Origin of the sequence: Paenibacillus sp. 2RAB27 (assembly GCF_052115445.1) — a bacterium.
Lineage (GTDB): Bacteria > Bacillota > Bacilli > Paenibacillales > NBRC-103111 > Paenibacillus_E.
Genome location: NZ_JBFRGR010000012.1, coordinates 163,589 through 187,296 on the forward strand (window position 1 = coordinate 163,589; position 23,708 = coordinate 187,296).

The 23,708-nt window shown below is 47.9% G+C and carries 18 protein-coding genes; 12 read left to right on the plus strand and 6 right to left on the minus strand.

Annotated features, from left to right (window positions below; translation table 11 throughout):
• Positions 1-58 precede the first annotated feature (58 nt).
• Positions 59-1,282, minus strand: a complete 1,224-nt coding sequence (locus tag AB4114_RS18205) for an MFS transporter (RefSeq protein WP_441989743.1) — start codon at positions 1,280-1,282, stop codon at positions 59-61.
• Between the two features lie 128 nt (positions 1,283-1,410).
• Between AB4114_RS18205 and AB4114_RS18210 the strand changes: the two genes are divergently transcribed.
• The gene (locus AB4114_RS18210; protein WP_441989744.1) at positions 1,411-2,295 is read left to right on the plus strand and encodes a LysR family transcriptional regulator; all 885 of its coding nucleotides are present in this window, start codon (positions 1,411-1,413) and stop codon (positions 2,293-2,295) included.
• Between the two features lie 43 nt (positions 2,296-2,338).
• Here AB4114_RS18210 and AB4114_RS18215 read toward each other — a convergent pair whose 3' ends face one another.
• Positions 2,339-3,253: an ornithine carbamoyltransferase gene (locus tag AB4114_RS18215; RefSeq protein ID WP_441989745.1), complete on the minus strand. Its 915-nt coding sequence runs from the start codon at positions 3,251-3,253 to the stop codon at positions 2,339-2,341.
• A 303-nt stretch (positions 3,254-3,556) separates the two neighbouring features.
• Between AB4114_RS18215 and AB4114_RS18220 the strand changes: the two genes are divergently transcribed.
• From AB4114_RS18220 to AB4114_RS18265, 10 genes are all read left to right on the plus strand, one after another.
• Entirely contained in the window at positions 3,557-4,903 is a 1,347-nt protein-coding gene (locus AB4114_RS18220; RefSeq protein ID WP_441989746.1) for an ABC transporter substrate-binding protein, read from the plus strand.
• 88 nt (positions 4,904-4,991) lie between these two features.
• Positions 4,992-5,876: a carbohydrate ABC transporter permease gene (locus AB4114_RS18225; RefSeq protein WP_171638405.1), complete on the plus strand. Its 885-nt coding sequence runs from the start codon at positions 4,992-4,994 to the stop codon at positions 5,874-5,876.
• Positions 5,873-6,688 (plus strand): carbohydrate ABC transporter permease, encoded by an 816-nt coding sequence (locus tag AB4114_RS18230; RefSeq protein WP_441989747.1) that lies wholly within the window; start codon positions 5,873-5,875, stop codon positions 6,686-6,688. The genes AB4114_RS18225 and AB4114_RS18230 overlap by 4 nt, the downstream gene beginning before the upstream one ends.
• Before the next feature lie 108 nt (positions 6,689-6,796).
• A complete protein-coding gene (locus AB4114_RS18235; protein WP_441989748.1) occupies positions 6,797-8,557 on the plus strand; it encodes a sensor histidine kinase in 1,761 nt (586 codons plus the stop codon).
• Complete coding sequence (locus AB4114_RS18240) at positions 8,554-10,170, plus strand: response regulator transcription factor (protein WP_441989749.1); 1,617 nt, start codon at positions 8,554-8,556, stop codon at positions 10,168-10,170. Before AB4114_RS18235 ends, AB4114_RS18240 begins: the two co-directional genes overlap by 4 nt.
• A 24-nt stretch (positions 10,171-10,194) precedes the next feature.
• Positions 10,195-10,842, plus strand: a complete 648-nt coding sequence (locus AB4114_RS18245; protein ID WP_441989750.1) for a bifunctional 4-hydroxy-2-oxoglutarate aldolase/2-dehydro-3-deoxy-phosphogluconate aldolase — start codon at positions 10,195-10,197, stop codon at positions 10,840-10,842.
• A gap of 23 nt (positions 10,843-10,865) precedes the next feature.
• Positions 10,866-12,014, plus strand: coding sequence for a galactonate dehydratase (dgoD, locus tag AB4114_RS18250; protein WP_441989751.1), 1,149 nt, complete (start codon positions 10,866-10,868; stop codon positions 12,012-12,014).
• A 299-nt stretch (positions 12,015-12,313) separates the two neighbouring features.
• Entirely contained in the window at positions 12,314-13,408 is a 1,095-nt protein-coding gene (locus AB4114_RS18255; protein WP_441989752.1) for a GerAB/ArcD/ProY family transporter, read from the plus strand.
• Entirely contained in the window at positions 13,405-14,889 is a 1,485-nt protein-coding gene (locus AB4114_RS18260) for a spore germination protein (protein WP_441989753.1), read from the plus strand. Before AB4114_RS18255 ends, AB4114_RS18260 begins: the two co-directional genes overlap by 4 nt.
• Positions 14,886-16,037, plus strand: coding sequence for a Ger(x)C family spore germination protein (locus tag AB4114_RS18265; RefSeq protein WP_441989754.1), 1,152 nt, complete (start codon positions 14,886-14,888; stop codon positions 16,035-16,037). The genes AB4114_RS18260 and AB4114_RS18265 overlap by 4 nt, the downstream gene beginning before the upstream one ends.
• Positions 16,038-16,156: 119 nt before the next feature.
• On the opposite strand, the gene AB4114_RS18270 is transcribed toward AB4114_RS18265, so the two are convergent.
• From AB4114_RS18270 to AB4114_RS18285, 4 genes are all read right to left on the minus strand, one after another.
• Positions 16,157-17,911, minus strand: a complete 1,755-nt coding sequence (locus tag AB4114_RS18270) for a glycerol-3-phosphate dehydrogenase/oxidase (protein WP_441989755.1) — start codon at positions 17,909-17,911, stop codon at positions 16,157-16,159.
• A gap of 135 nt (positions 17,912-18,046) precedes the next feature.
• Positions 18,047-19,555, minus strand: a complete 1,509-nt coding sequence (glpK, locus tag AB4114_RS18275) for a glycerol kinase GlpK (RefSeq protein WP_441989756.1) — start codon at positions 19,553-19,555, stop codon at positions 18,047-18,049.
• Position 19,556: 1 nt separating this feature from the next.
• Positions 19,557-20,132, minus strand: coding sequence for a glycerol-3-phosphate responsive antiterminator (locus AB4114_RS18280; RefSeq protein WP_441989763.1), 576 nt, complete (start codon positions 20,130-20,132; stop codon positions 19,557-19,559).
• Between the two features lie 188 nt (positions 20,133-20,320).
• Positions 20,321-22,321, minus strand: a complete 2,001-nt coding sequence (locus AB4114_RS18285; RefSeq protein WP_441989757.1) for a GTP-binding protein — start codon at positions 22,319-22,321, stop codon at positions 20,321-20,323.
• 146 nt (positions 22,322-22,467) lie between these two features.
• Here AB4114_RS18285 and AB4114_RS18290 point away from each other — a divergent pair, with 146 nt between their 5' ends.
• Positions 22,468-23,154 carry a DNA-3-methyladenine glycosylase family protein gene (locus AB4114_RS18290; RefSeq protein ID WP_441989758.1) on the plus strand — a complete coding sequence of 229 codons (687 nt, stop codon included), beginning with the start codon at positions 22,468-22,470 and terminating at the stop codon, positions 23,152-23,154.
• Positions 23,155-23,708 lie beyond the last annotated feature (554 nt).

Here is a 23,708-nt window from a genome sequence, read left to right on the forward strand (position 1 = left end):
ATTCTCGAACAAGGTTTATTTTGAGGAAAAGCTTACGTTTTTATGCCTATTCTCCTATTTATACTAACTTGGCATTCTGATTATGGAGTTGGATCTTCGCTCGAGGGCGATGGTGCAGCACATAGTACAAAGCCGCGGATAACAACGGAACGAGCCCTGCAACGACATACATCATCCGATAATCCGATACGGAAGCGATCATTCCCATGACGTAAGACCCTAAGCCGTACCCGAGGTCAAATAGCAAGAAAAATGTCCCCGTTGCACTCCCTCTGCGGTGTTCAGGGGCCAGTTTCATCGCTAGTGCCTGAAAACAAGGTAAGAGCGCGCCATAGCCTACGCCCATAATGACGCCCGCCACCAAAACCATCGTTGCCGTGTGCGCTTGGCTTAACAGCAGCATGCCTACTGCAAACAAGATAATGCCAGGGTAATACAGATAATGTTCATTGTAAGTATCGAATATTTTCCCAATCAGCGGCCGGAACACCACGATCATCAGCGCAAACACAACAAAGAAGGTGCCTGCCACTTGAGATTGATGAATTTCAACCGTAAACGAGGACATAAAGCCAGATAAGGAGCTATAGGCAAAAGCTAGAATAAACCCCACCACCGAAATAGGCAGTGCCTTGGGTTCGATGAAATCACTCCACTGCAAGCGTCGTTTCTCCCGTTGCTTTGGCTCCACTGGCTGCAGCGCTTCTTGGCTTAGCTTCGGCACTCGCATACACAGCGTGAAAAGAAGCGAGAGCGCAGCAATCACGCAAATCGCCAACAGCAACACATGGATGTCCTTATCTTTCCATAAAAATAAACCCAGTGCAGGACCTATGACCATGCCGACACTCATGAACATGCTGAAATAGCCCATTCCCGTACCTTGACGTGAATTAGGTACGAGTGACGATGCAATCGTACTCGTCGCTGTTGAGGCGATCGCATAGCTCATGCCGTGAATGAGACGAATCACCAGAAACATGAACATCCCCTTCGCACCGTAATAGCTGATGCAAGCCAATAAGAAAATGACCATTCCGATAATGGCCATCTTCTTTTTACCATATCGGTCTACCCACTGTCCTGAGAAGGGTCTAATCAACACCCCACCGATGACATAAATCGTTATCGACAATCCCATTTGCTGCTGATCGCCGTGCAAGCTATCTTTTACATATAAGGGAAATGCCGTAGCAAGAATATAAAAAGTGAGAAACATGAAAAAGCTGCTCATACATACGACAACAAAATTTTTCGTCCAAATTCTCTCTCTAGTCAACATATGCGCTCCATTCTCCACAAAGGTTTTCTGTCTGTTGAACTAGTATAAGAGGGAAAAACAATAATGTATAATACATATTATATGATAAAATGATCACATCAAAGTTATGTACAAAGCGAGGATTCACCATGGAATTCCTACAGCTTCATTATTTTCAGACTGTCGCACGCCTTGAGCATATGACCCAAGCGGCCAAAGAACTCAATGTCTCACAGCCTTCCCTTAGCAACTCTATCCAGCGGCTAGAGAAGAGGTTAGGTATCCCTTTGTTCGAACGTCAAGGCAGGCATGTGAAATTGAATGCCTTCGGGAAGACCTATCTCCGCCGCGTTGAGCAAGCTTTCCTAGAGCTGAAAGAAGGCGAACGAGAGATCAAGGATATGGCTGGACTCGACCATGGCGTCGTTTCCCTTTTTGTATCGCTACCGTACGTACTGCCTACTCTGCTCAAGGAATTCCTGACCCTTCACCCCCATGTCCGAGTCATCCAGCGACAGTTGGCATCTGCCTTGGAAATGAAAAATGATCTCGAGAATGCCGAAATCGATTTCTGTATCTCTTCTACACCGGTAATCGGACCGGATATTGAATGGCTTACACTCGTTGAAGAAGAGCTGTATTTGACAGTCCCGAAGGGGCACCGTTTTGCCGCTAGAGACAGTATTCGGTTAGTAGAAGCTGCAAATGAACCCTTCATCTCCTTGTCCTCCCAAACGAATTTCCGGGAAATTACGGATGGCTTCTGCCGTCAGGCGGGGTTTGAACCTCGCATCGCGTTCGAGCTTGAGGAAGTCAGCGCTGTTCAAACTTTGGTCGAGATGGGGCTCGGCATTACTTTCACACTTCCGCTTTCCTTAGGGAGAAGAGCTTCCAATCCGGACACCGTGCAATTAAAAATAACAGAACCCTACTGTCAACGCACCTTCGGTATCGCCTGGAATCGCAAGCACTATCTCTCTCAGGCTGCCATTCATTTCCGTGAGTTTGTGATTGCTTTTTTCAAGCGAGGTTAGGTTATGTAAAAGAGGCCCTCAGCGATTTGCTGTGGGTCTCCATCTATATGTTCAGTAGGTGTAAAAGCAAGCTCTTCTGAACATGCATCCGATTCTCCGCTTGCTGATAAATGATCGATTGCTCCGATTCAACCACATCTTCTGCAATTTCAAAACCTGGATGAATGGGCATATCATGCATGATATAGGGTGAATGCTTTCCAAGACTGTGCTTGTTGATCTGGAAAGGCATCATAATGTCAATTCGTCTCTGCTTCTCTTCTTGGTAAGCTGCATCCGAGAAAAACTCCATGTCGACCCATGTATCTGTGTAGATAAAATTAGCCTTTTTCATTGCAGCAGACAGCACTTCAACCTCCTCAACGAATCCACTTTGATAAGCGCGCTTCATCAACTCTTCATCCCACGAAGCTTCATTCACGATCGGGGTGACTAGCAGTAGGTTAACTCCCAATGTTACACAACCTGCAACTAAAGAATTGACGACATTATTATGAATGCCAACATAGGCTAAAGTTACACCTTCAAAAGTCCCTTTAACTTCATAAATCGTCATTAAATCTGCAAGCGCTTGGCACGGATGGTACATGTCGCAACATCCATTAATCACAGGCACCCCCGAATAGGTAGCTAATTCTAGTACATCTACATGCTTTTTGAGCCTAGCCATGATGACATCGCAGTTCCTTGATGCATAACGGACCTCGTATTTAATGGGAGAGATACTGAAATTGCTGGCATCCCAATCCATATTCACCGCGTAGCCACCCATTTGATGAATACCTGAATGAAAGGAAAGCGCCGTTCGGGTCGATGATTTTTGAAAAAGCATGAGCAACCCCTTACGCTCACATTGATGGTAGTAAGCTTCGGGATTGTTTTTGATCTCAATGCCTTTGAGTATGATGGAGAACAAGCTCTCTTTGTCGAGTTCTTGCAAGGACAGAATGTGTTGCACTGTCGTCACCACTTTCGTATAATTATTCATTAATTTGTATTTTTATACATTGTAGACGTAGTGATGTAATGTGTCAATACCGCCCCGCTATGTACGGGTGCGGTATTAACCATCTCATTTCCAGTAGACTCCCTGGTCTTCACAATTTCTTTGAAAAATGGCAACACTACTTACAGCACTTCCATTTCCTTCAGTTGTAGTTATCCATATTGAATCTTAGTTATATCAACCAAACCGAGGAATCAGGTACTCTTAGAGATGTAAACACAACCATTTGAACGTACTTGGGAGGTCACATATTACATGAAAAAATCATTCAAACAATGGATTGGTGTCAGCACGACAGTCGTCATGGCTGCAACGGTGGTTGCAGGATGCGGCAATACATCCACGAAGACAGAACAAGCAACAACAGCGCCAAGTGCTGCTGCAACAGCCAATGCGAAGCCATTCGCAGGGAAGACGATCTCCTTAGTAACAGCCAACCATCCTTGGGCTGAAGCGATTAAGCCTTTGCTTCCTGACTTCGAGAAAGAAACGGGCATTAAGGTGAATGTTGAAAGTTTTTTCGAGGATCAACTCACACAGAAACTGACTGTGCAATTCACTTCTGGTTCTGCAACACCTGATGTTTTTATGTATCGCCCTCTTCAAGAAGGCAAGCTTTTCTACAAAAATGGTTGGCTTCAACCTCTTGATGAATACGCTCAAAAAGCAAAAGACTACGATTTTAATGATTTCTCAAAATCCGCCATCGGTTCAACAACAGTTGATGCCAAATTAGCTGGTATCCCGATCATTACGGAACAAGAAATTTTGTATTACCGGAAAGATTTGCTGCAAAAGGCGGGTATCGCTGTTCCTAAAACGTTAGAGGAGCTTACCGCGGCTGTTAAAAAGCTGCACGATCCGAAAAATGAGATGTACGGATTCGTAGCCCGAGGCCAACGTTCCCCACTTGTTACGCAAGTATCTTCGTTCTTGTACTCCGAGGGTGCAGACTTCACAACAGGGGAAAAAGCTAGCATTAATACGCCTGAAGCGCTCAAGGCCTTTACGACTTACGGTACATTGTTGAAAGATTATGCGCCTCCAGGTGTGCTCAATATGTCATGGCCGCAAGCTTTCGGTATCTTCGCGCAGGGTAAGGTCGCTTTCTTAACCGATGCGAACTCACTCTACCAGAACGCAACGGATCCGGCGAAATCGAAAATCTCTGATCAAGTTGGGTTTGCTGTATTCCCTGGGGGTAAAGCAGGCTCCAAACCTTACAGTATTACATCTTGGGGGCTTGCGATGAACACCAAATCCGCCAATAAAGACGCGACTTGGGCATTCATTCAATGGGCAACAAGTAAAGATATTGTGTTGAAAACACAGCAAAAAGGTAACCCTGGTGCCCGCGCTTCGGTATGGGATAAACCAGAAGGCACAACTGGCTTCCCAGCTGAGCTCATTCCGATCATCAAGGAAAGTGCCAAAACAGGCGTTGACCACGACCGTCCAACCGTAATTAGTGTTGGTGAAGCTCGTGATGCCGTTGGTGAAATTGTTCAGAAGGTTATGACAGGTGAAACGAATCTTCAACCTGTTGCTGACAAAGCCAACCAAGCACTCCAAACAATTATGGATAAAGATAAAACAAGATAAATACGTGTTCGATGGGTGAAAAGGGTCATCTGATGGCCCTTTTCATCTTTATACAGAAAATCAAGGCATCAGGAAGGGTGTATGCAGCGTGCAATACAGTTGGTTTAACCGCAACTTAAAATGGATTTATACACTTCCCGCGGTCATCTTCGTCCTGCTTATGATGCTGTTTCCGATCATCTATACCGTTCGGATCAGCTTCTATGAATGGAGCATGTCCGCAACGACACCACCTCTCTGGGTGGGTTTGTCGAATTATATAGCCCTGTTCAAAGATGAACGATTCTGGCATGCAGCAGGCTCTACGTTTTATTTTACTTTCGCTGCACTTACCCTCGAAGTGATTCTTGGTATTGCCATCGCCCTCTTACTCTCAAGAGAATTCAAAGGGAAAAATATCGTAAAAACAATCTTCCTACTGCCAATGGTAGCAACACCGGTAGCCATGGGCTTAGTCTGGATGCTGATCTACGAACCAACGATCGGGGTAGCCAACATGCTGCTCAAAACGTTTGGTCTAGAGCCACTCCTATGGTTAGCTTCACCTAATCAGGTTATCCCTTCGCTTGTTATCGTCGATGTGTGGGAATGGACGCCTATGATTGCACTCATTATTATGGCAGGGTTAGCTACACTCCCAACAGATCCTTATGAAGCGGCGGATGTAGACGGCGCAAGTACATGGAGAAAGTTTGTTTCCATTACACTTCCACTGTTAAGACCGACCATTATTGTGGCCGCTATGCTGCGATTAATTGACGTTTTGAAGACTTTCGACATCATTTATGCAACGACGCAAGGCGGACCGAACTTCGCTTCAGAGACTTTGAATCTATACGGATATGTACTTGGCTTCCAATACTTTAAGCTTGGAATGGCTTCGTCACTACTTGTCATTTTCTTCGCCCTTGTTATGGGATTAACCTTATTTATGATTTGGATGCGTAAACGAATGGAGGGAGCCACATCATGAAAAAAAAGAAAGGTCCTAGAATTGCACAAACGCTGCTCACCTTTCTGGTCGTCATTGTGTTTGCATTTCCATTCGTATGGATGCTCCTAGCATCGTTTAAGACGCAATCACAGATCTTGTCGACTGGCCAAATGTTTATCTTCAAACCGACGTTTCACAACTATGTCAGCGTGTTTAAAGAATATGATTTCATTAGATTTATCTGGAATAGCTTCCTCGTTGCCGCTGGTTCAACACTGTTGTCACTTATTCTAGGTCTCCCTGCGGCCTATGCGATTGCTCGTCATCACCTTCAGAAGCTGGGGCTTCTCATCTTAGTCGCGAGAATTATCCCGGGAATTACGTTTCTAATTCCTTGGTTCATCTTGTTCTCCAAAATCCATTTGGTGGACACGTATACAGCACTTATTTTAAGCCATATGCTTGTCGGACTGCCTTTTATTATTTGGATTATGATTTCATTTTTCGAGGCTCTGCCTACCGAAATCGAAGAGTCGGGTCTTATCGACGGCTGTACACACCACCAAGTTTTCTTACGAATTATTTTGCCCATCTCGGGACCTGGCGTTATTACGGCATCGCTTCTCTCCTTCATCTTCTCGTGGAACAATTTCATGTTCTCAGTGATTCTAGCCGGAGACAAAACAAAGACGCTTCCGATCGCTGTATTTAACTTTATGTCCTACTCGGAAATCAACTGGGGGGCATTGATGGCAGCCGCCTGCATTATCACACTTCCGGTTCTCATCATCGCTTTAGTATCTCAGCGTTACGTCGTAAGCGGACTTTCCGCCGGTGCTGTTAAAGGTTAATAACCAGAATTGTAAATACGGGAGATGCCGCCTTTCTTTTAGACAGCATCTCTCGTATATTAAATTTGAAGTTGGTTAGCTTAGCAGATACGTGGAAGGTGATTTCGTATGATGCCCTATAAACTGAATATTTTCAGCAAAATCTTAATCTTATTGGTTCTGCTTCTCATTCCTATTGTTCTGCTCTACAGTTATACGAATCGAATTACAAACAATGTCGTTCAAGATCAGATACAATCGTCCAATTTGAACCAACTGTCTTTTTTTATGCACCAGCTGGATGCAGATGTGGAGCGATTAGCGATGTCTCCCGTGATTTTGGGAAGTGACCCCTATGTGAGGGAATACATCGATAAGAACGATTCGCCAGATTATGACATGTTGAAGGAACAATCGCGCATCATCCAAAAGCTTAGCCTGCAAAGTGTCTCCAGCGGTTGGGTAAATGAACTCACGATAGCTATTCCCAAAGGGAAGCAAGTGCTGTCCTCCAGCATCTTCGTAAATGGTACAGATGCATGGCCTTGGCATCGACCGATTCAGAGAACTTGGACCTATGAAGTACGTGAAGGTGACAAAGGTGTTGGATCGTTCATTAGGGAAGTTAGCGAGCCCATTCGTGCGCAGATTGTGGATCAAACCAATGTGCTTTATCAAGTGAGATTTAGTGTGCAGAATATGGTTCAGCTGTTGGATGTGTATAAGAAAGATAAACGAAGCGATCCTTTTTTGGTGGATGGTGGGCAGGCCTCCATTCTTAACAGTTCCTCAGATCCGTCCATTACGGCCTCGATCAGGGAACAACTAACTGGATCTACACTACCGCTCTCTGGCCAAATGCAAATAAAAATCGATAAACAGCAGTATCTGGTCAGTTATGTAAAATCAACACAACTGGATTGGTATTTGGTCGACTATGTGCCCGTTCAGAAAATACTGTCTCCGATTACCATGACCCGCAAATTGTTTTACATCTCGATCGGACTTTTGCTCATGATGAGTGTGTTAGCTTCTTTTATCTTGTATCGGAATGTACAGATACCTATCGGCAAGATGATTCAAAGTGTACAGAAGGTGAAAAGGGGCGACCTATCAGCACGCATCGACTACAAAGCCAAGAATGAATTTGATTTCCTTATTCAACGATTTAATGAAATGGCGACGCAAATTCAAGTGCTGGTGGAAGATGTTTATGCGGAGAAAATACGCTCCCGCGAAGCCACTTTGAAGCAACTACAGTCACAGATCCATCCGCATTTTCTGTACAATTCGTTATTCTTCATTATCAATTCAGCCGAGATGGAGGATAAGGAATCCGTTGTGGYGATGTCACAAAATTTAGCCGAGTTTTATCGGTATACAACAAGAGTCGAGAAACAAGTCGTACGGCTGCAGGAAGAAGTGAATTTCGTTATTCACTATTTAAACATTCAGCAGTTGCGTATTCATCGGCTAGTGTACGACATTCGCATTCCGGATGATATGTTGAACGAATCGGTGCCTAGGCTTATTCTCCAACCTTTGGTGGAGAACGCCATTCTTCATGGTATTGAACGCAGTATGGAAAGTGACCGCATCACCATCAAGGGCGAGCAAGATGGGGACTGGAACCGAGTGATTGTCGAGGATAACGGCCCTGGTCTGAACCAAGAGCAATTAACTCAGCTATCAAAACAGCTGGAGCAACCAATATCCGATGACATTGGCTGTGGCACATGGAATATTCATCATCGGCTATTTTATCAATTTGGAGAAGGATCCGGGCTGACTTTTCAATTAGGAGAAGATGGGGGCATGAAAGCTGTGTTGACTTGGAAGCGTGAGAAGCAGCTGGAAACTCTTCCAGCTGCTCAGGAGAGAAGATCATGATTCAACTTCTCATAGTTGATGATGAAGCGCATGTAGTAGATCGGCTGCACGCCACGATTGACTGGGCGTCGCTGGGCATCGAACAAATTTTCAAAGCATATTCGGGTAAAGAAGCGTTGGAGCTGCTTGAGCAATTTTCCATTGATATCGTCATTACGGACATTCAAATGCCGGGGATTACTGGCTTGGAACTGATTGCTGAAATCAATGATAGATGGCAGAAAACGAAGTGTATTCTCTTATCGGGTTACTCTGATTTCAACTACGCCAAAGAGGCCATCCTTCAAGGTACGGAGGATTATTTATTGAAGCCCGTTACAGAGAAGGATTTGCTAGCTACGGTTGGTCGGGTCATGGATAAGCTTCAGAAGGAATGGCAAGAAGTCATCTCCACCCAGCGGCTTACTTACACGTTCAAAGAAAACCTGCCTCTACTACGAGGAAACTTGCTGAATGATCTCCTTCAGGGACGCAAACTCTCTGAGCAATCGCTTCAAGAAAAAATGCATATGCTGGAACTTCCTGATTTTCATGAACAGACTTGTATATGTATGATGATTCGACTTGAATCTGACTTCCTTGAATATGATATGGGGCGTCTATCCTTAATGGAATATGCCATCAGTAATATGGTTGAGGAATTATTTGCCGAGAAATTCGATAGCTGGTCTACGAAAGACGCACATGATTATTTGGTTTTCATCATGAAACGGAAGCCGGTTACTACCGAGAAGGAAGATCCCGCTTGGCTTGAACGAACAGCAGCTGTCCTCCAATCCGCTGTGAACAATTATTTGAAGGGCAAAATCTCCATTCTGCTCAGTAGTTGGGGAGAGTTCCCTGGTGATATCACAACCTTATATAACTCCTCTCTGAGTGCCTTTCGTAAACGTATTGGGAGCGAACATGAATTATTAATGGTACTCGGCGAAGACTCCGCCCAAACGGAGCTTTCCGCTTTGCAGAAACTGTATGAACCTCCTACGCTCAATCATCTCTTGGAGGCAGCCCGCTGGGAAGATACCGAAGAGAAGCTTTCATTGATTTTCGACGAAATGGAAGCCAAATTCTCGGAGTCCCAAGAGCACCTGTTGGAGGTTTACTTCTCGGTTGCATCCGCGTTTGCTTACATTGCTCATAAAAACGGCAGACCCTTGCACCAGCTCATTGGCGGGGACTACGAGAAAATGACGGAAGGCATTCCCTTCCGCAGCGTGAACCAATTGCGTGAATGGTCCATTCGCTCCTTACATCGGATGATGGAGGATATGGATCAAGAGAGAAAAGATAGTCGGGTCACCTTAATTAATGACATTCGATCTTTTATTGATCTGCATCTAGCCAGTGATGTCTCTTTGCAATCGATTGCGGATCACGTGTATCTCCACCCTGTTTATGTGTCTAAAATTTATAAGTTGGAAACTGGCGATAATCTCAGCGACTACGTCAATCGGGTACGTATGGATAAAGCTTCCTATCTATTGAAAAACGGTCACGATAAAATTTACGAAATCGCCACGCAGCTCGGATACCAACGTCCGCACTCCTTTAATCATGCTTTCAAAAAGCATTACGGGATGACCCCTCAGGAGTATCGCGATCAATATTCTTAATCAGAAGGGAGCATGAGTTGTGCCATGTCTGACGTATTAAATACATTAAAAGAGTCCAAAGTTATTGCCATCATTCGCGGTATTGAACTCTCGCAGGCTCCCCCTCTATTCGAGGCACTCGCTGCAGGGGGGATTCAACTTGCAGAAGTAACTTTGAATACACCGAATGCGCTCCAAATCATAGATCACATGCGTGAAAAGTATAATGGCCGGATGATAATTGGAGCTGGGACAGTCCTTAATGCGAGTAAAGCCGTAGAAGCCATACAAGCAGGCGCAGAGTTCCTTATTTCCCCGAATGTCGATCTAGGCATGATTGAGACAGCATTAGCACATCAAGTAACTCCGATGCCGGGTGCAATGACACCAACCGAAATCGTGCAGGCCATGAATTACGGCGCTCCGATTGTTAAGCTTTTTCCTTGCTCCAGCTTAGGGCCGTCGTATTTGAAAGAGCTCAGAGGTCCTCTAAATGAACTCAATATCCTTGCAGTCGGAGGGATAACGAAAGAAAATGCACCTTCGTATTTGCAAGCTGGCGCCTCCTCCGTAGGTATAGGAGGAAATTTGGTAGCGCTTCACGAAATTCAACAAGGTAATTACAGTGCGATTACGAACTACGCCATACAGCTCATGGCAGCCGTACATGCAGTGGACCGTCAAACATTCTAGGGTACAGGGAGAGGAAGTAAACCGTGAAAATCACAAAATTAGAATTGTTCAAAGTACCGCCAAGATGGTTGTTTTTGAAAATCGAAACGGATGAGGGGATCACGGGTTGGGGAGAACCTGTCGTTGAAGGAAAAGCCGATACGGTCGCTGCAGCCGTGATGGAAATGAGCGACCATATCATTGGCAAGGACCCGATGCGAATCGAAGATATGTTTCAGGTACTATACCGCGGCGGGTTTTATCGTGGAGGCCCTATTCTTTCCAGTGCGATTTCTGGTATCGAACAAGCACTCTGGGACATTAAGGGCAAATTCTACAACGCCCCTGTTTACGATCTATTAGGGGGAGCTTGCCGCGACCGCACGCGTGTCTACTCCTGGATTGGCGGCGACCGCCCAAGTGACGTTGGTCAAGCTGCTAAGTTGCAAGTCCAAGCTGGCTTCACCGCGGTAAAAATGAATGCTACGGAAGAACTTCATTATATAGATTCGATCCGCAAAGTAGATGAAGCCATTGCCCGCATTGCGGCCGTCCGCGAAGCCGTTGGCAAAGATGTCGGCATCGGCATCGACTTCCACGGCCGCGTTCATAAATCGATGGCCAAAATCATCGTGAAAGAGCTCGAGCCGTATCGCCCGATGTTCATCGAAGAGCCCGTTCTGCCTGAGAACAATGAAGCGCTGAGAGAGATCGCTCGTTATACGTCGTGTCCTATCGCCACAGGAGAGCGCATGTACACGCGCTGGGGCTTTAAAGAACTACTCGCCCAAGGTATCGTCGATATCATTCAACCTGATCTTTCGCATGCTGGAGGTATCTTAGAAACCCGGAAAATTGCCGCAATGGCCGAAGCCTATGACATTGCCATCGCTCCGCATTGTCCGCTTGGTCCTATAGCATTAGCTTCCTGTCTACAGTTGGATACCTGCTCGCCTAATGCATTCATTCAGGAGCAAAGCCTAGGCATTCATTATAATCAAGGCAGCGATCTGCTGGATTACTTAAAAGATCCTTCCGTGTTCCAATATGAAAATGGCTTCGTGAAGAATTTAACGGCTCCCGGACTAGGGATCGAAATCAATGAAGAAAAGGTCCGCGAAATGGCGGCCATCGGGCACAATTGGAAGAATCCGATTTGGCGCCAAGAGGATGGTACGGTGGCGGAGTGGTAAGAGAGCACTTAATCCTACTTGTCTGGCAGCATGTCCACCGAAATTATGGTTAAATCAATAATACCACATCCCTTTGAGAATAACGGGTTCCTTTTAGAGGTGCGAAATTACGATTTACATATATGAAAAATGAAGATGTCGAATAAGCCCATGCCATTGCGCATAGGCTTATTCGACGTTATTAGTAACCGAATGTGAGTGACGCAACCTGATGGATAATAAATACTCTAAAGGGATATATTACAAAAGATTATTGTGGAAATAACTGGACATTCATGGCAACGGGTGGTGAAAACGATATGGACGGAACAAAAGATAAAATCGGTATTGTATCAATCATTATGGTCATGATGCTGTTCAATGGTTTACTCAGTCATGTTATTGTAAATCCGCTGGTGCTGGATGCATCGGGCAGAGATGCTTGGATATCTGTTCTCATGACGGCCGTTCTATATATTCCATGGTGCGCTCTTCTTGTTTATATTATGAAAAAATCAGGTCAGCAGAAGCTGCGAACCTGGTTGTCGAACCAAACGAACCCTATAATTACTTGGCTGATACTTGCTCCGATTTGCGTGGAGTTGTTTATGATTGGAGTCATGACGATCATCCAAACGGAGATCTGGACGGTCACTAATTATTTGCCTGCGACCCCACAATATATAATGATAATTGTCCTCGTATTGGTTTGTTATTACTCGGCTTATAATGGCATTCACACGATTGCGATAGGTGCTGGCATCTTGCTTCCTCTTGTCGTCTTGTTTGGATATTTCGTTTCCTTTGCAAATATGACGGAGAAAGATTACACGCTGCTTAAGCCCTTTCTTGAGCACGGCTGGAAGCCTGCCATGGATGGTATGGTTTATGTAGGTGGAGCTTTAGTGGAGATCATGCTGATGCTAATGCTTCAGCATCGTCTGAAATCGAAAATGCAGTTTTGGCAAATGATGCTGCTCGGTACGATTTTGGTATACATAACATTAGGCCCTCTTGTAGGAGCGATCACGGAATTCGGTCCTAAAGAAGCCGCCAAGCAGATGGTTTCTCCTTATGAGCAATGGCGTCTTGTTCGAATCGGCAATTATATCGAGCACGTCGATTTCTTGTCGGTGTTTCAATGGTTGGCTGGAGCAACAGTACGAATCAGTCTTGCTCAGTTTTTATTGGCGGATATCATTTCGTTTAAAAAGGCAAAAACGCGAGGTTGGTTCATTTTGATAATAACGCTCAGCTTTCTCGTATTTTCTATCATTATTACAAACCAAACTTCGTTTTATTTGTTGATGTATAAAATATATTTTCCCATATCATTGATTTTCACCATGATCATAACCATTGTTTTGGCCTTTATTGCGTGGAGGGCCAAACCCGCTAAGGAGAGAACAACATGAACGGTAGCGAAGCTCTATCGGACAACGTAACGAAAGAGCACATGCTGCGGCAATTATTCGCAAATTGCTCTGATGTGCAAATTCAGGTTTACTTTTTTGCCGAGGATGATCCGTCGTCCGCAATTATGATGATCTATGCAGAGGGTTTATGCGATACCCCTCAAATAGGGAAAGTCGTCCTGCCCGCGTTGAACACCGTTTACCAAGAAAATGGTTTCGAATATTTGCAGAACGGCTATGCGCTTGGCGCATTACCGCTCATTTCCTTTGAGGGAGAAGCAACGGAACAAGAATTAACGGATGCCGTCTTCCAAGGGGATCTTCTTCTCATTTTCTTGGCATCGGACGCGATGTACAAGCTTAACATTTGCAATCGCCCGCAGCGCACACCTGAGGAATCAAGCACCGAGATATCGATCAAAGGACCGAAAGATGGATTCGTAGAAGATTTGGCGACAAACATTGCTTTGATTCGCAAACGGATACGAAGTAGTTCCTTATGCTGCGAAACGCTCACTCTCGGCAGAAGAACGAGGACGAAAATCGGATTCATGTATTTTCAGGACATTCTGGCTCCTGATATTCTGGTAGAAGTTCGATCTCGCTTGAATAAAATTAATGTCGACGGCATTTATAGCATCTCTCAAGTGGAAGAAGCGCTTACTGATTCGAAATTTGCGTTATTTCCTTTGACTGACTTCACGGGTAGGCCCGATTATGCGGTTAACTGCTTACTGTCGGGGAGATTAATACTTATTGTCGATGGCAACCCGCTGATTTTAATTGCTCCAGGGTCCTTTTCATTGATGATGAAATCACCTGAGGATATTCATTTCAGCTATCAATACGTTTCCTTCGCACGTATAATCCGTTTATTAAGCTTTTGGATTTCTATCCTTTTGCCCGGCTTATGGGTATCCCTAGTTGCATTTCACCAAGATCAAGTTCCATTGCATCTCATGGCGACGATATCGGTAGCACGAAGCGGTGTACCCTTATCCGCTCAAATGGAAATGCTATCCTTACTGTTTTTCCTTGAGGTTTTTAAAGAAGCTGGTGTGCGATTGCCCAGCTCAATCGGACAAACCTTAACGGTCATCGGTGGACTGGTCATTGGTGATGCCTCTATACGCGCGGGCTTGGTTTCGCCTTCAGTTGTCGTTGTTGGGGCCATTACCGCAATCACGGGAGCTACGCTTGTCAATCAATCCTTGAGCACAGGTGTCAGTGTGGCCAGAGTGTTAATTTTCCTGCTTTCAGCGGTCGTTGGGATGTACGGACTTATCTTGGGCTTGATTTTGTTGGTGTTCCACATGTCCCGGCTCAAATCATTCGGCATTCCTTTCTTTTCTCCGTTGTCTCCTCTCATTTATAAAGACGTATTTAGGAGCTTTCTAAGGTTCCCATGGAGTGAAATGAGAAATCGTCCGCAAATTCTGCGTACAATTGATCCAGATCATCAAGGGAAAGACACCGAATGAGAGCACTCGGTCTCCTTCTTATCATCACAACTTGCCTATTTGTGCAAACAGGGTGTTGGAACTCCAAAGATATCCAGAATATGGCCTATGTAACGGCTATCGGACTGGATTACGAAGATGGAAAATATGTTACCTATGTACAGGTACTCAATTTTGTAAATTTGGCCAAAAGCGAGGGAACAAAGTTAGGGGAAAATATCCCCGCATGGATTGGGAAGGGAGAAGGATCTACGATTACCGAATCGTTTAATGCCATTTACGCAACTTCCCAGTTAAGAGTGTCCTGGGGGCATGTGAAATCGATTGTTTGCAGTGAAAGATTTGTAAATAGTGGTCAAAGAGTCAAAGAGGCTTACGATATGATGAACCGCTTTCGTGAAATCCGGTATAACGTTTTGTTGTATGGGACAAAAAAGCCGTTGCGGGATATTTTTTCACAGAAATCGATTCTGAATGTATCACCAATCGAATCCTTATTGGATAGTCCTTCGCAAATCTATTCTCAGCGCTCGTATATTACCCCGCTCTACGGCTTTAAGTTTATTTCGCAGGTAAATGAAGCTGGACAAACAGCCATGCTTCCTTCGATTTCCCTTGACAAAAACAATTGGACCGAGGACAAACAAGCAAAATCGATGTTTAGAATTGATGGGGCTTGTTATTTCCGAAATGGCAAATACTTGGGATGGATGTCCGAACATGATCTTCTAGGATTTCGGTGGCTCCAAGAGAAACTGTCGCGATCTCCGATTAATATTCCTGACACGAACATGCCAGTCGCGGCAATTATCATGGTCAAACCGAAATCGCATATTCTGCCTGTGATTAGAGATGGTAAGGTCTACTACAATATTAAAGTGAAAATGAATGCCTATGTGGACGAATTAGTTGAGGACATCTCTACGAAGGACATGGAGAAGCTAGCGGAGCAAGTGATTGAAGATCAGCTCAGAAGAAGTTATGCCATAGGGCTAAGCAAGAAAATAGATGTGCTGCAGTTGGGCGAACGGCTTTACAGAAACTACCCGAAAAAATGGCATGAACTGAATAAGGATGACGATTTCAATTTGGATGCCAATTCCCTCGATAAAATAGAGGTCAATGTTAAAGTGAAACACACCGGTAAGTATAAACCAAGAGCGAATTGACGTAAAACCTCTTCTGCCGATGCAGGAGAGGTTTTTTTACCGCAAAGCAAATAATTGACATCTCACAAACTACGTATTACTGTAAAAGTGATCGGATCATTGCGGTTTGAATGCCAGGCTTAAGCCTCCAGCGGATGCACCGCCTCATGGAGCAACTGCTCCAGCTCGGCGGTGTAATCCGCTGTCTGCGCTTCGCTCCAGCCGAAGCGCTCCGCTAGGAAGGCCGTCGCTGCAGCCTTCCACTGCCTTGCCCACGCGATGTCGAAGAAGAGGGCGCCCGTGCGGCGGATGAAGAAATCCGCCGGCTTCACGACCATCTCGTACTCAATTGCGTACACGAGCGCGGCGAGCACCGCGGCAGGCATGCCCCGCCGCACCGCTTCACCCCTGTGCTGCTCCAGCAGCGCGAATACGGTGTCCACGTTGGACCCGTATCGCTGCGCGAGCAGCATCGCCTCAGGCTCGGTCAGCCCCAGCCGCAGGCCTTGGCTGACCTTGCTGCGCAAGAAAGGCGCCAGCTGCGCGGAGCCGCCCACATCGCCGCCGGATATCGGCAGCGTCATCGTACAGCTCGGCGGGAGCGCCGCCGAGACCTTGCCCTCCGCCACCAGCATGGCGGCGATCTGGTTCACGACCGACTCCGCCATTTTGCGGTAGCCGGTCAGCTTGCCCCCGGCCATCGAAATGAGGCCGGAGCCCGAAATGAAGATTTCGTCGCGACGCGAAATCTCGGAAGGGTCTTTGCCCTCCTGATGGATCAGTGGGCGCAGCCCGGTCCAGCTCGATTCGACGTCAGCCTCCGTCAACCCGAGGGACGGAAACATCTCGTTCGCGGCACGCAGCACGTAGGCGCGATCAGCCATAGTAATACGGGGATTCGCAATATCCCCTTTGTAGTTCGTGTCGGTCGTGCCGACATAGGTTTTGCCATCGCGCGGGATCGCAAACACCATCCGCCCGTCCGGCGTATCGAAGTAAATCGCCTGGCCCAGCGGAAAACGGCTCTGATCAAAAACCAAATGCACCCCTTTGGTCAAATGCAACGTTTTACCCTGCTTCGAGCGATCCATTTCACGAAGAGTGTCTACCCACGGCCCAGCCGCATTCACGATTTTACTCGCATACAGCGAATAGGAGGCTGTTTGTTCTTTCCCGTCACTCCCATCTGTTCCTTCTGTTCCAGCCAACTGGTCCACAACCCGCACCCCAACCAACGTGCCATCCTTCACGATCAGTTCCTCAACCTTGGCATAATTCACCGCCATAGCGCCGAGCTCCACCGCTTTTTTCATAACTTCTATGGTCAGCCGCGCATCATCCGTACGATACTCCACGTAGTAGCCGCCGCCTCTGAGATCTTTCTTCTTCAACAAAGGCTCGTGCTGCAAAGTCACGTCAGGGCTGAACATTTTGCGTCGTTCCGAGCGCTTAACTCCCGCCAAGAAATCGTACACTCTTAAGCCGAGCGACGTAGACAGCTTGCCGAATGTCCCGCCTTTATAAAAGGGCAACAGCATCCACTCCGGCGTCGTTACATGAGGGCCATTTTCATACACAATCGCCCGTTCCTTGCCTACTTCGGCTACAACCTTCACATCCAGCTGCTTCAAATACCGCAGACCGCCATGCACCAACTTTGTGGAACGACTCGACGTCCCCGAAGCAAAATCCTGCATCTCAATCAACGCCGTCCGTAGCCCGCGACTCTGCGCATCCAGCGCGATACCCGCACCGGTTATCCCACCGCCGATCACAATCACATCGAATTGTTGCTGCGCCATCGCTTCAAGCGTCTCTTTTCTTTTTAACCCGCTAAATTGTCTACTTGGATTCATCCGTTTATGTTGTCCAGCTTCCATTTGCCCTGTTGTCATCCCAATCTCTCCCTTTTTATGAATATGAAAAAACCACAACATACCTATCACGTTTGCACGTTAAGGTCCGCTGTGGTTTCTCCTAGTCTCCAACCGAATATGAACTTGTTAGTTGTAGTATATCACTCTATGCATTTATTTAAAAGCAATTGCGGCATTTACCGCCTTTTTCCATCCGCTGTATAACTTTTCTTGAAGTTCTGTGTCCATTTCCTGCTCAAAAGCCCGATCCACCTGCCACTGCGCTGCAATTTCCGCCTGATCTTGCCAGAAACCAACCGCGAGACCAGCCAAATAGGCCGCCCCCAGCGCCGTCGTTTCATTAATAACCGGACGCTCAACGGTGACACCCAGCATGTCGCTTTGGAACTGCATGAGGAAGTCGTTTTTCACCACACCGCCGTCGACCCGAAGCTTCGTAAGCTCAATGCCTGAATCATCTTCCATCGCTTGCAGCACGTCTTTCGTCTGGTACGCAAGTGATTCCAACGTTGCTCGGATAAAATGTTCCTTCGACGTCCCCCGCGTCAGCCCAAACACCGCGCCCCGCACATCGCTGTCCCAATACGGCGTTCCCAGCCCAACAAAAGCTGGAACCACATACACACCATCGGTTGAAACGACACGTTTGGCGTACTCTTCGGAATCCTTCGCGGATTTGATCATGCGCAGCCCGTCTCGCAACCATTGGATCGCAGAGCCCGCCACGAAAATACTTCCCTCCAGCGCATACTCAACCTTCCCGTTCAAGCCCCATGCTATGGTAGTCAAAAGGCCGCTGCGCGACGGAATCGCATGATTCCCTGTATTCATCAGCATGAAGCAGCCAGTGCCGTAGGTGTTTTTGGCCATCCCTTTCTCGAAACATGCTTGACCGAACAGTGCCGCCTGTTGATCCCCAGCCGCGCCCGCGATTGGAATCGCCGCACCAAAAAACAGACTTTCCTGCGTATGCCCATACACCTCGGACGAAGAACGAACCTCAGGCAACATCACTGCGGGAATGTCCAAATGTCCCATCAGCTCCTCGTCCCACTTCAGCTCGTGAATATTGTAGATGAGCGTCCGTGAGGCGTTTGAGTAATCCGTGACATGGGCCTTGCCGCCCGTCAGCTTCCAAATGATCCACGTGTCCATCGTGCCGAAAAGCAAATCTCCCTGCTCGGCCCTTGCTCTAGCTCCCTCGACGTGATCGAGGATCCACTTGATTTTGGTCGCCGAAAAATACGCATCAATAAGTAGTCCCGTCCGTTCCCGAAACAGGTCGTTAAGACCCGCAGCTTTCAATTCCTCACAGATGTCTGCGGTCTGCCGCGACTGCCAAACAATCGCATGGTACACGGGCATCCCCGTATGCTTATCCCACACAACCGCCGTCTCCCGCTGGTTCGTGATGCCAATACCCGCAATCTCCGTTGGCTGCACCCCCGTCTCAGAAAGAAGCGTTGCAATCACACTTTGAATCGACAGCCAAATTTCGTTCGCATCATGCTCTACCCAGCCTGGTTTGGGAAAAAACTGCTTAAACTCCTGCTGAGAGGTATGCACGATACTTCCTTTTTGATCAAATAAAATCGCTCTAGAGCTTGTTGTCCCTTGATCGAGGGAAAGCATATATGAGGGCTTGGATCCCGCTGTTGTCATGCTAGTTATGCCTCCTTATCACGCCATCGTAGTGCTGCCAAAGCTCATGGTTCGAGGTCGTCACCGCCGTCGCTCCTGCCGCAAGCGCCTGCTCCACATCATCAATGGAACGGATCAGCCCGCCTGCAAAAATCGGAATGCCTGAACGCTCCTTCACCTCTTTGATAATGTGCGGGATGACACCTGGCATAACCTCGATGTAATCCGGCTGTGTGCGTTCGAGCAGGGTGTAGCTTTTGTCCAGCGCCGAGCTATCCAGCAGAAAAAGCCGTTGAATCGCAAGCAAGCCGTTCTGCCTTGTCTTCGTAATCACATTGCCGCGCGTCGAAATGATCCCCGCAGGGCGAATGCTTTGACACAGAAACTCAGCCGCGAACTCGTCGTTTTTCAGCCCCTCGATCAAATCCGCATGAAGCAGCATCTTCTTCCCATGGGCTCGGCCCAGGTCCACAATGCTTTTGAGCTGGCCAATATGACTGTCGAGCAGCACGATATACGTGTACGACGACTTCATGAGCTTCTCTAAATCCTTCATCTTACGGATGGCTGGTAAAATACACTGATCCTGCAGCGACATGCGCTTCACCTCGATTTTCTGAACTTCTGAACATGATCGCCATGACAAAAAGACTCACCAAGATTTGCCTTCTCTTATTCAAAGGGCAATCCAAGTGAGTCTCCTGTTCTCCGTCACATGTTATTAACTTACCTGTATTTTACTCAAAGGAGGGATGCCCTGTCAATGGTTGATGGTTGTACCCGAGCTTAATTGGATAAGGCCTTTCGTACGGCCAAAATATACTTCGATTGATCGAGCGGATTAACGCCGCGCCGTTTGCGCTCTGCATGAACATCAGGAGGACTTGGCTGATAGCCTGCAAAAGAGGACGTAATCACGCCGCGCCCACCCGACATGGCGCTAAGCTTCACAGGATATTCTAGTGAAGTTGCCACTGGAAGTCGCCCTTCTAGGACGAAACGACCACCCGCTATGCTAGGCGCATCAAAGCTCGCCCGCATCTGCACAAGGTCGCTCAGCACCTTGCCGCCGAACTCTTCCGGCACGGTAATGCGTACCTGGAGCATCGGCTCCAGCAGCGTCGTGCCTGTCTGCGCGAGGCCTTGCATGATGCCCATTGGCGTCGCAACAGCAAAATCGAGCGGATGCGTGTGCCACACGTGGTGCTCACCCTCCACAAGCGTCACCTTCACATCGGTGACTTCCCAACCGAGCAGACCCTGCTGCAGCGCCTCCGGCACGCGGCGCGCTACTTCATTTTGGTACTGCACGAGCAGCTGCTCGCCGCGTACCTGTGACTCATACACGAGCCCGCTGCCCGGCGTACCAGGCTCGATGCGAAACCGTAAGATTGCCCAGCAAGGCTTGGGCATCGTATAAGCAATGAAGCCTTCGCCGACTTGCGAAGGCGTTTCTTTGTAGATAACGGAAGGTTGATCGAACCTTACCGCAAGTCCGAAGCGCGAGCTTAAGAGACTCGTCAGAATCTCGAGCTGGATCGCACCCATGACCTTGACGTGCAGCTCGCGCTCGTCCTGCAGCCACTGCAGATCGAGCAGCGGATCTTCGTCCGTGAGCTCCTGCAGGGCGGCGACGAGCGCCGGATACTGTGCATCGCTCTCGGCGTGAACCTGCACGGTCAACAGCGGCACCGCCATGCGCGGCGCAGGCGGCACGCTGTCCGGCCGGCCCAGCACATCGCCGATCCGCACCTGCGTCAGGCCGCAGACGGCCGCGATGTCGCCCGCCGCGACCACGCCGAGATCTTCGGCTTTGCGGCCGTCGATGCGGCGAATCTGGGTCACCTTCTCCTCCACGCCTTGTGTGGCATTGACGACGGTGTCCCGGTTACGGATCGTCCCCTCGTAGAGGCGGACGTACGCCATGCGTCCCATGGTCTTGTCGCGCTCGACCTTGAAGACCACAGCCGAAAGCGGCTGCTCCGCATCGCCGCGCGGCTCAGGCAAGTAATCGAGGATCGCTGCGAGCAGCTCCTCGATGCCGATAGCTTTGCTGGAGGCTCCGACCAGCAAAGGGTAAGCCTCCCCCTGCCGCGCGTATCGCTGCAGGGCAGCCTTCACGTCGTGCGCCGCTATGGGCGCACCTTCTATGTAGCTCGTGAGCAGCGTCTCATCGAGCTCGGAGAGCTTTTCGACCGCGGCTGCGAGGTCGAATCCAGGGAGCGCGCCGGCTGCAGGCGGCGCGTCGTCCAGCACGTTCCGCGCTCCGCAGAACGTGTCTTCAAGGCCCAGCGGCGCATAGATCGGCACCGCCATCCCCGTGAGCTGCTTATGAATCTCCAGCAGAACACGTTCGGGGTCAGCACCGACACGATCCAATTTATTCATATATAGCAGCGTTGGGATTTTAAGCGATTGCAGGGCATGCCAGATCATTTCCGTCTGCGACTGTACGCCCTCCACAGCGGAAATAATCAGAATCGCTCCGTCCATCACACGCAAGGAGCGCTCTACCTCCGACAAGAAATCGACGTGACCTGGCGTATCTACCAGATTGATCCATGTATTTTGCCAGACTAGACTCGTCGTTGCGCTGCGAACCGAAATCCCCCGCTCACGCTCAACCTCCATAGAATCCGTCTGCGCCGTCCCATTATCTACACTGCCTAGCGCGCGAATACGCCCACTTAGATATAGCAAATGCTCCGTAGTTGTCGTCTTCCCCGCATCAACGTGCGCAAATATCCCCACGTTCCTTCTCGACGCTATGCGTTTCTCATCTGTCATTCCAGCTCCGGCCCCTTTGGCTTTCATTCTTTCTTCCATTATACTCAAAGAGAGTCATTTTGGATAAGTCACCCAGTTCTCTTCTTGAGAGAGTGTGTAGCAAGAATGCGCCGTTTTGGACATGATTTTTCAAAGGAGGAACTGTAATGCACCAGCCTACTGTGCCTACTACAACCATTAAACTTCATAACCAGCACCCTGCCATCATCGCCCTATCTCAAGCTGACCCGAAACTAGCCCGTCTAATCGAACTCATCGGTGAGCTCACACTTACACCCAGCTTTCGTCCCTATGAGTCTCTCGTCATGTCGATTATTTCCCAGCAACTCTCAGCCAAAGCCGCATTAACGATCCAAACGAGAGTTAAAGCGATTATTCCCACGATCACGCCAGAAAACGTTTTAGCCACTGAGGAAGAAGCCATCCGTCAATGCGGTGTCTCGTATCCCAAAATCCGCTACATCCACGACCTTAGCACCAAGGTACTGAGCGGTGAAGTCATGTTCGATCAGCTGCAGGATGTAGATACCACAGAACTTCTGAAACAGCTGACTAGTGTCAAAGGGATCGGCGTCTGGACCGCTGAAATGTTCCTCCTCTTCACCTTAGGCCGACCCGACATTCTTTCGCTCGGCGATGCCGGTCTGCAGCGTGCAGCCCGCTGGCTGCATGCGCTTCCCGAGCGCCCGGATAAAAACTACTTAGGCGTCGCCGCTGAAGGCTGGGCGCCTTATCGCAGCTTCGGCTCGCTCTACTTATGGCGCGCCATCGATACAGGCCTCGTTGATTCTGGCCTGCCAGTGGAAGCTTGTGAGAAACCGATGCAGGCGTAGAGCAGCCTTCAGTGCCTGCTAAATCTGGGGGAGTTCCGAGACTAATTCTCGCCTCCCCGGCCTCCACAATGCCGCTACACGCAAAAAAGCGCGAGCCGTCCAACAGGACGCACTCACGCTCACACTATCACTAGCAATAGCAATAGCACTAACCTCACTAGCTCGCTTTCGCTTGCTGTAATTGCTAATATTAGCTACTGCAACTACCCTTCTCACTTTACTTCAACCGCCAACTAGCTACATCTACGGTCCCAAGTCAAACTAGCACGCACTTCAACAAATTTAACTGGATTTTATGAAGCTAATTCTGCTGATTATCACCTGAAAACGAGAATAACTGGATTCCCTGTAGCTAATTTCCACCCAAAGTCGCCATATCATCAAATTAAGCCAAAATAAATGTACTTTTTCAGACTGTCGAGAAAGTCTCGACAGTCTTTATTATTTTCTTTTTAGTTCATCACATTACCGCGTTAATTTGGTATAATATAAGTATACTCTTGAAAGTGGTGAACCTCATGCTTCGCTCTAAACCGAATGACCCTCAATTAGAC

What these genes read in the sequence shown, in the direction of transcription:
- AB4114_RS18265 (WP_441989754.1), top strand. Translation starts at nt 14,886, where the DNA reads ATGAGAGCACTCGGTCTCCTTCTTATCATCACAACTTGCCTATTTGTG.
- AB4114_RS18270 (WP_441989755.1), bottom strand. Translation starts at nt 17,911, where the DNA reads ATGACAACAGGGCAAATGGAAGCTGGACAACATAAACGGATGAATCCA.
- AB4114_RS18240 (WP_441989749.1), top strand. Translation starts at nt 8,554, where the DNA reads ATGATTCAACTTCTCATAGTTGATGATGAAGCGCATGTAGTAGATCGG.
- glpK (WP_441989756.1), bottom strand. Translation starts at nt 19,555, where the DNA reads ATGACAACAGCGGGATCCAAGCCCTCATATATGCTTTCCCTCGATCAA.
- AB4114_RS18255 (WP_441989752.1), top strand. Translation starts at nt 12,314, where the DNA reads ATGGACGGAACAAAAGATAAAATCGGTATTGTATCAATCATTATGGTC.
- AB4114_RS18205 (WP_441989743.1), bottom strand. Translation starts at nt 1,282, where the DNA reads ATGTTGACTAGAGAGAGAATTTGGACGAAAAATTTTGTTGTCGTATGT.
- AB4114_RS18245 (WP_441989750.1), top strand. Translation starts at nt 10,195, where the DNA reads ATGTCTGACGTATTAAATACATTAAAAGAGTCCAAAGTTATTGCCATC.
- AB4114_RS18280 (WP_441989763.1), bottom strand. Translation starts at nt 20,132, where the DNA reads ATGTCGCTGCAGGATCAGTGTATTTTACCAGCCATCCGTAAGATGAAG.
- AB4114_RS18285 (WP_441989757.1), bottom strand. Translation starts at nt 22,321, where the DNA reads ATGACAGATGAGAAACGCATAGCGTCGAGAAGGAACGTGGGGATATTT.
- AB4114_RS18260 (WP_441989753.1), top strand. Translation starts at nt 13,405, where the DNA reads ATGAACGGTAGCGAAGCTCTATCGGACAACGTAACGAAAGAGCACATG.
- AB4114_RS18210 (WP_441989744.1), top strand. Translation starts at nt 1,411, where the DNA reads ATGGAATTCCTACAGCTTCATTATTTTCAGACTGTCGCACGCCTTGAG.
- AB4114_RS18220 (WP_441989746.1), top strand. Translation starts at nt 3,557, where the DNA reads ATGAAAAAATCATTCAAACAATGGATTGGTGTCAGCACGACAGTCGTC.
- AB4114_RS18290 (WP_441989758.1), top strand. Translation starts at nt 22,468, where the DNA reads ATGCACCAGCCTACTGTGCCTACTACAACCATTAAACTTCATAACCAG.
- AB4114_RS18230 (WP_441989747.1), top strand. Translation starts at nt 5,873, where the DNA reads ATGAAAAAAAAGAAAGGTCCTAGAATTGCACAAACGCTGCTCACCTTT.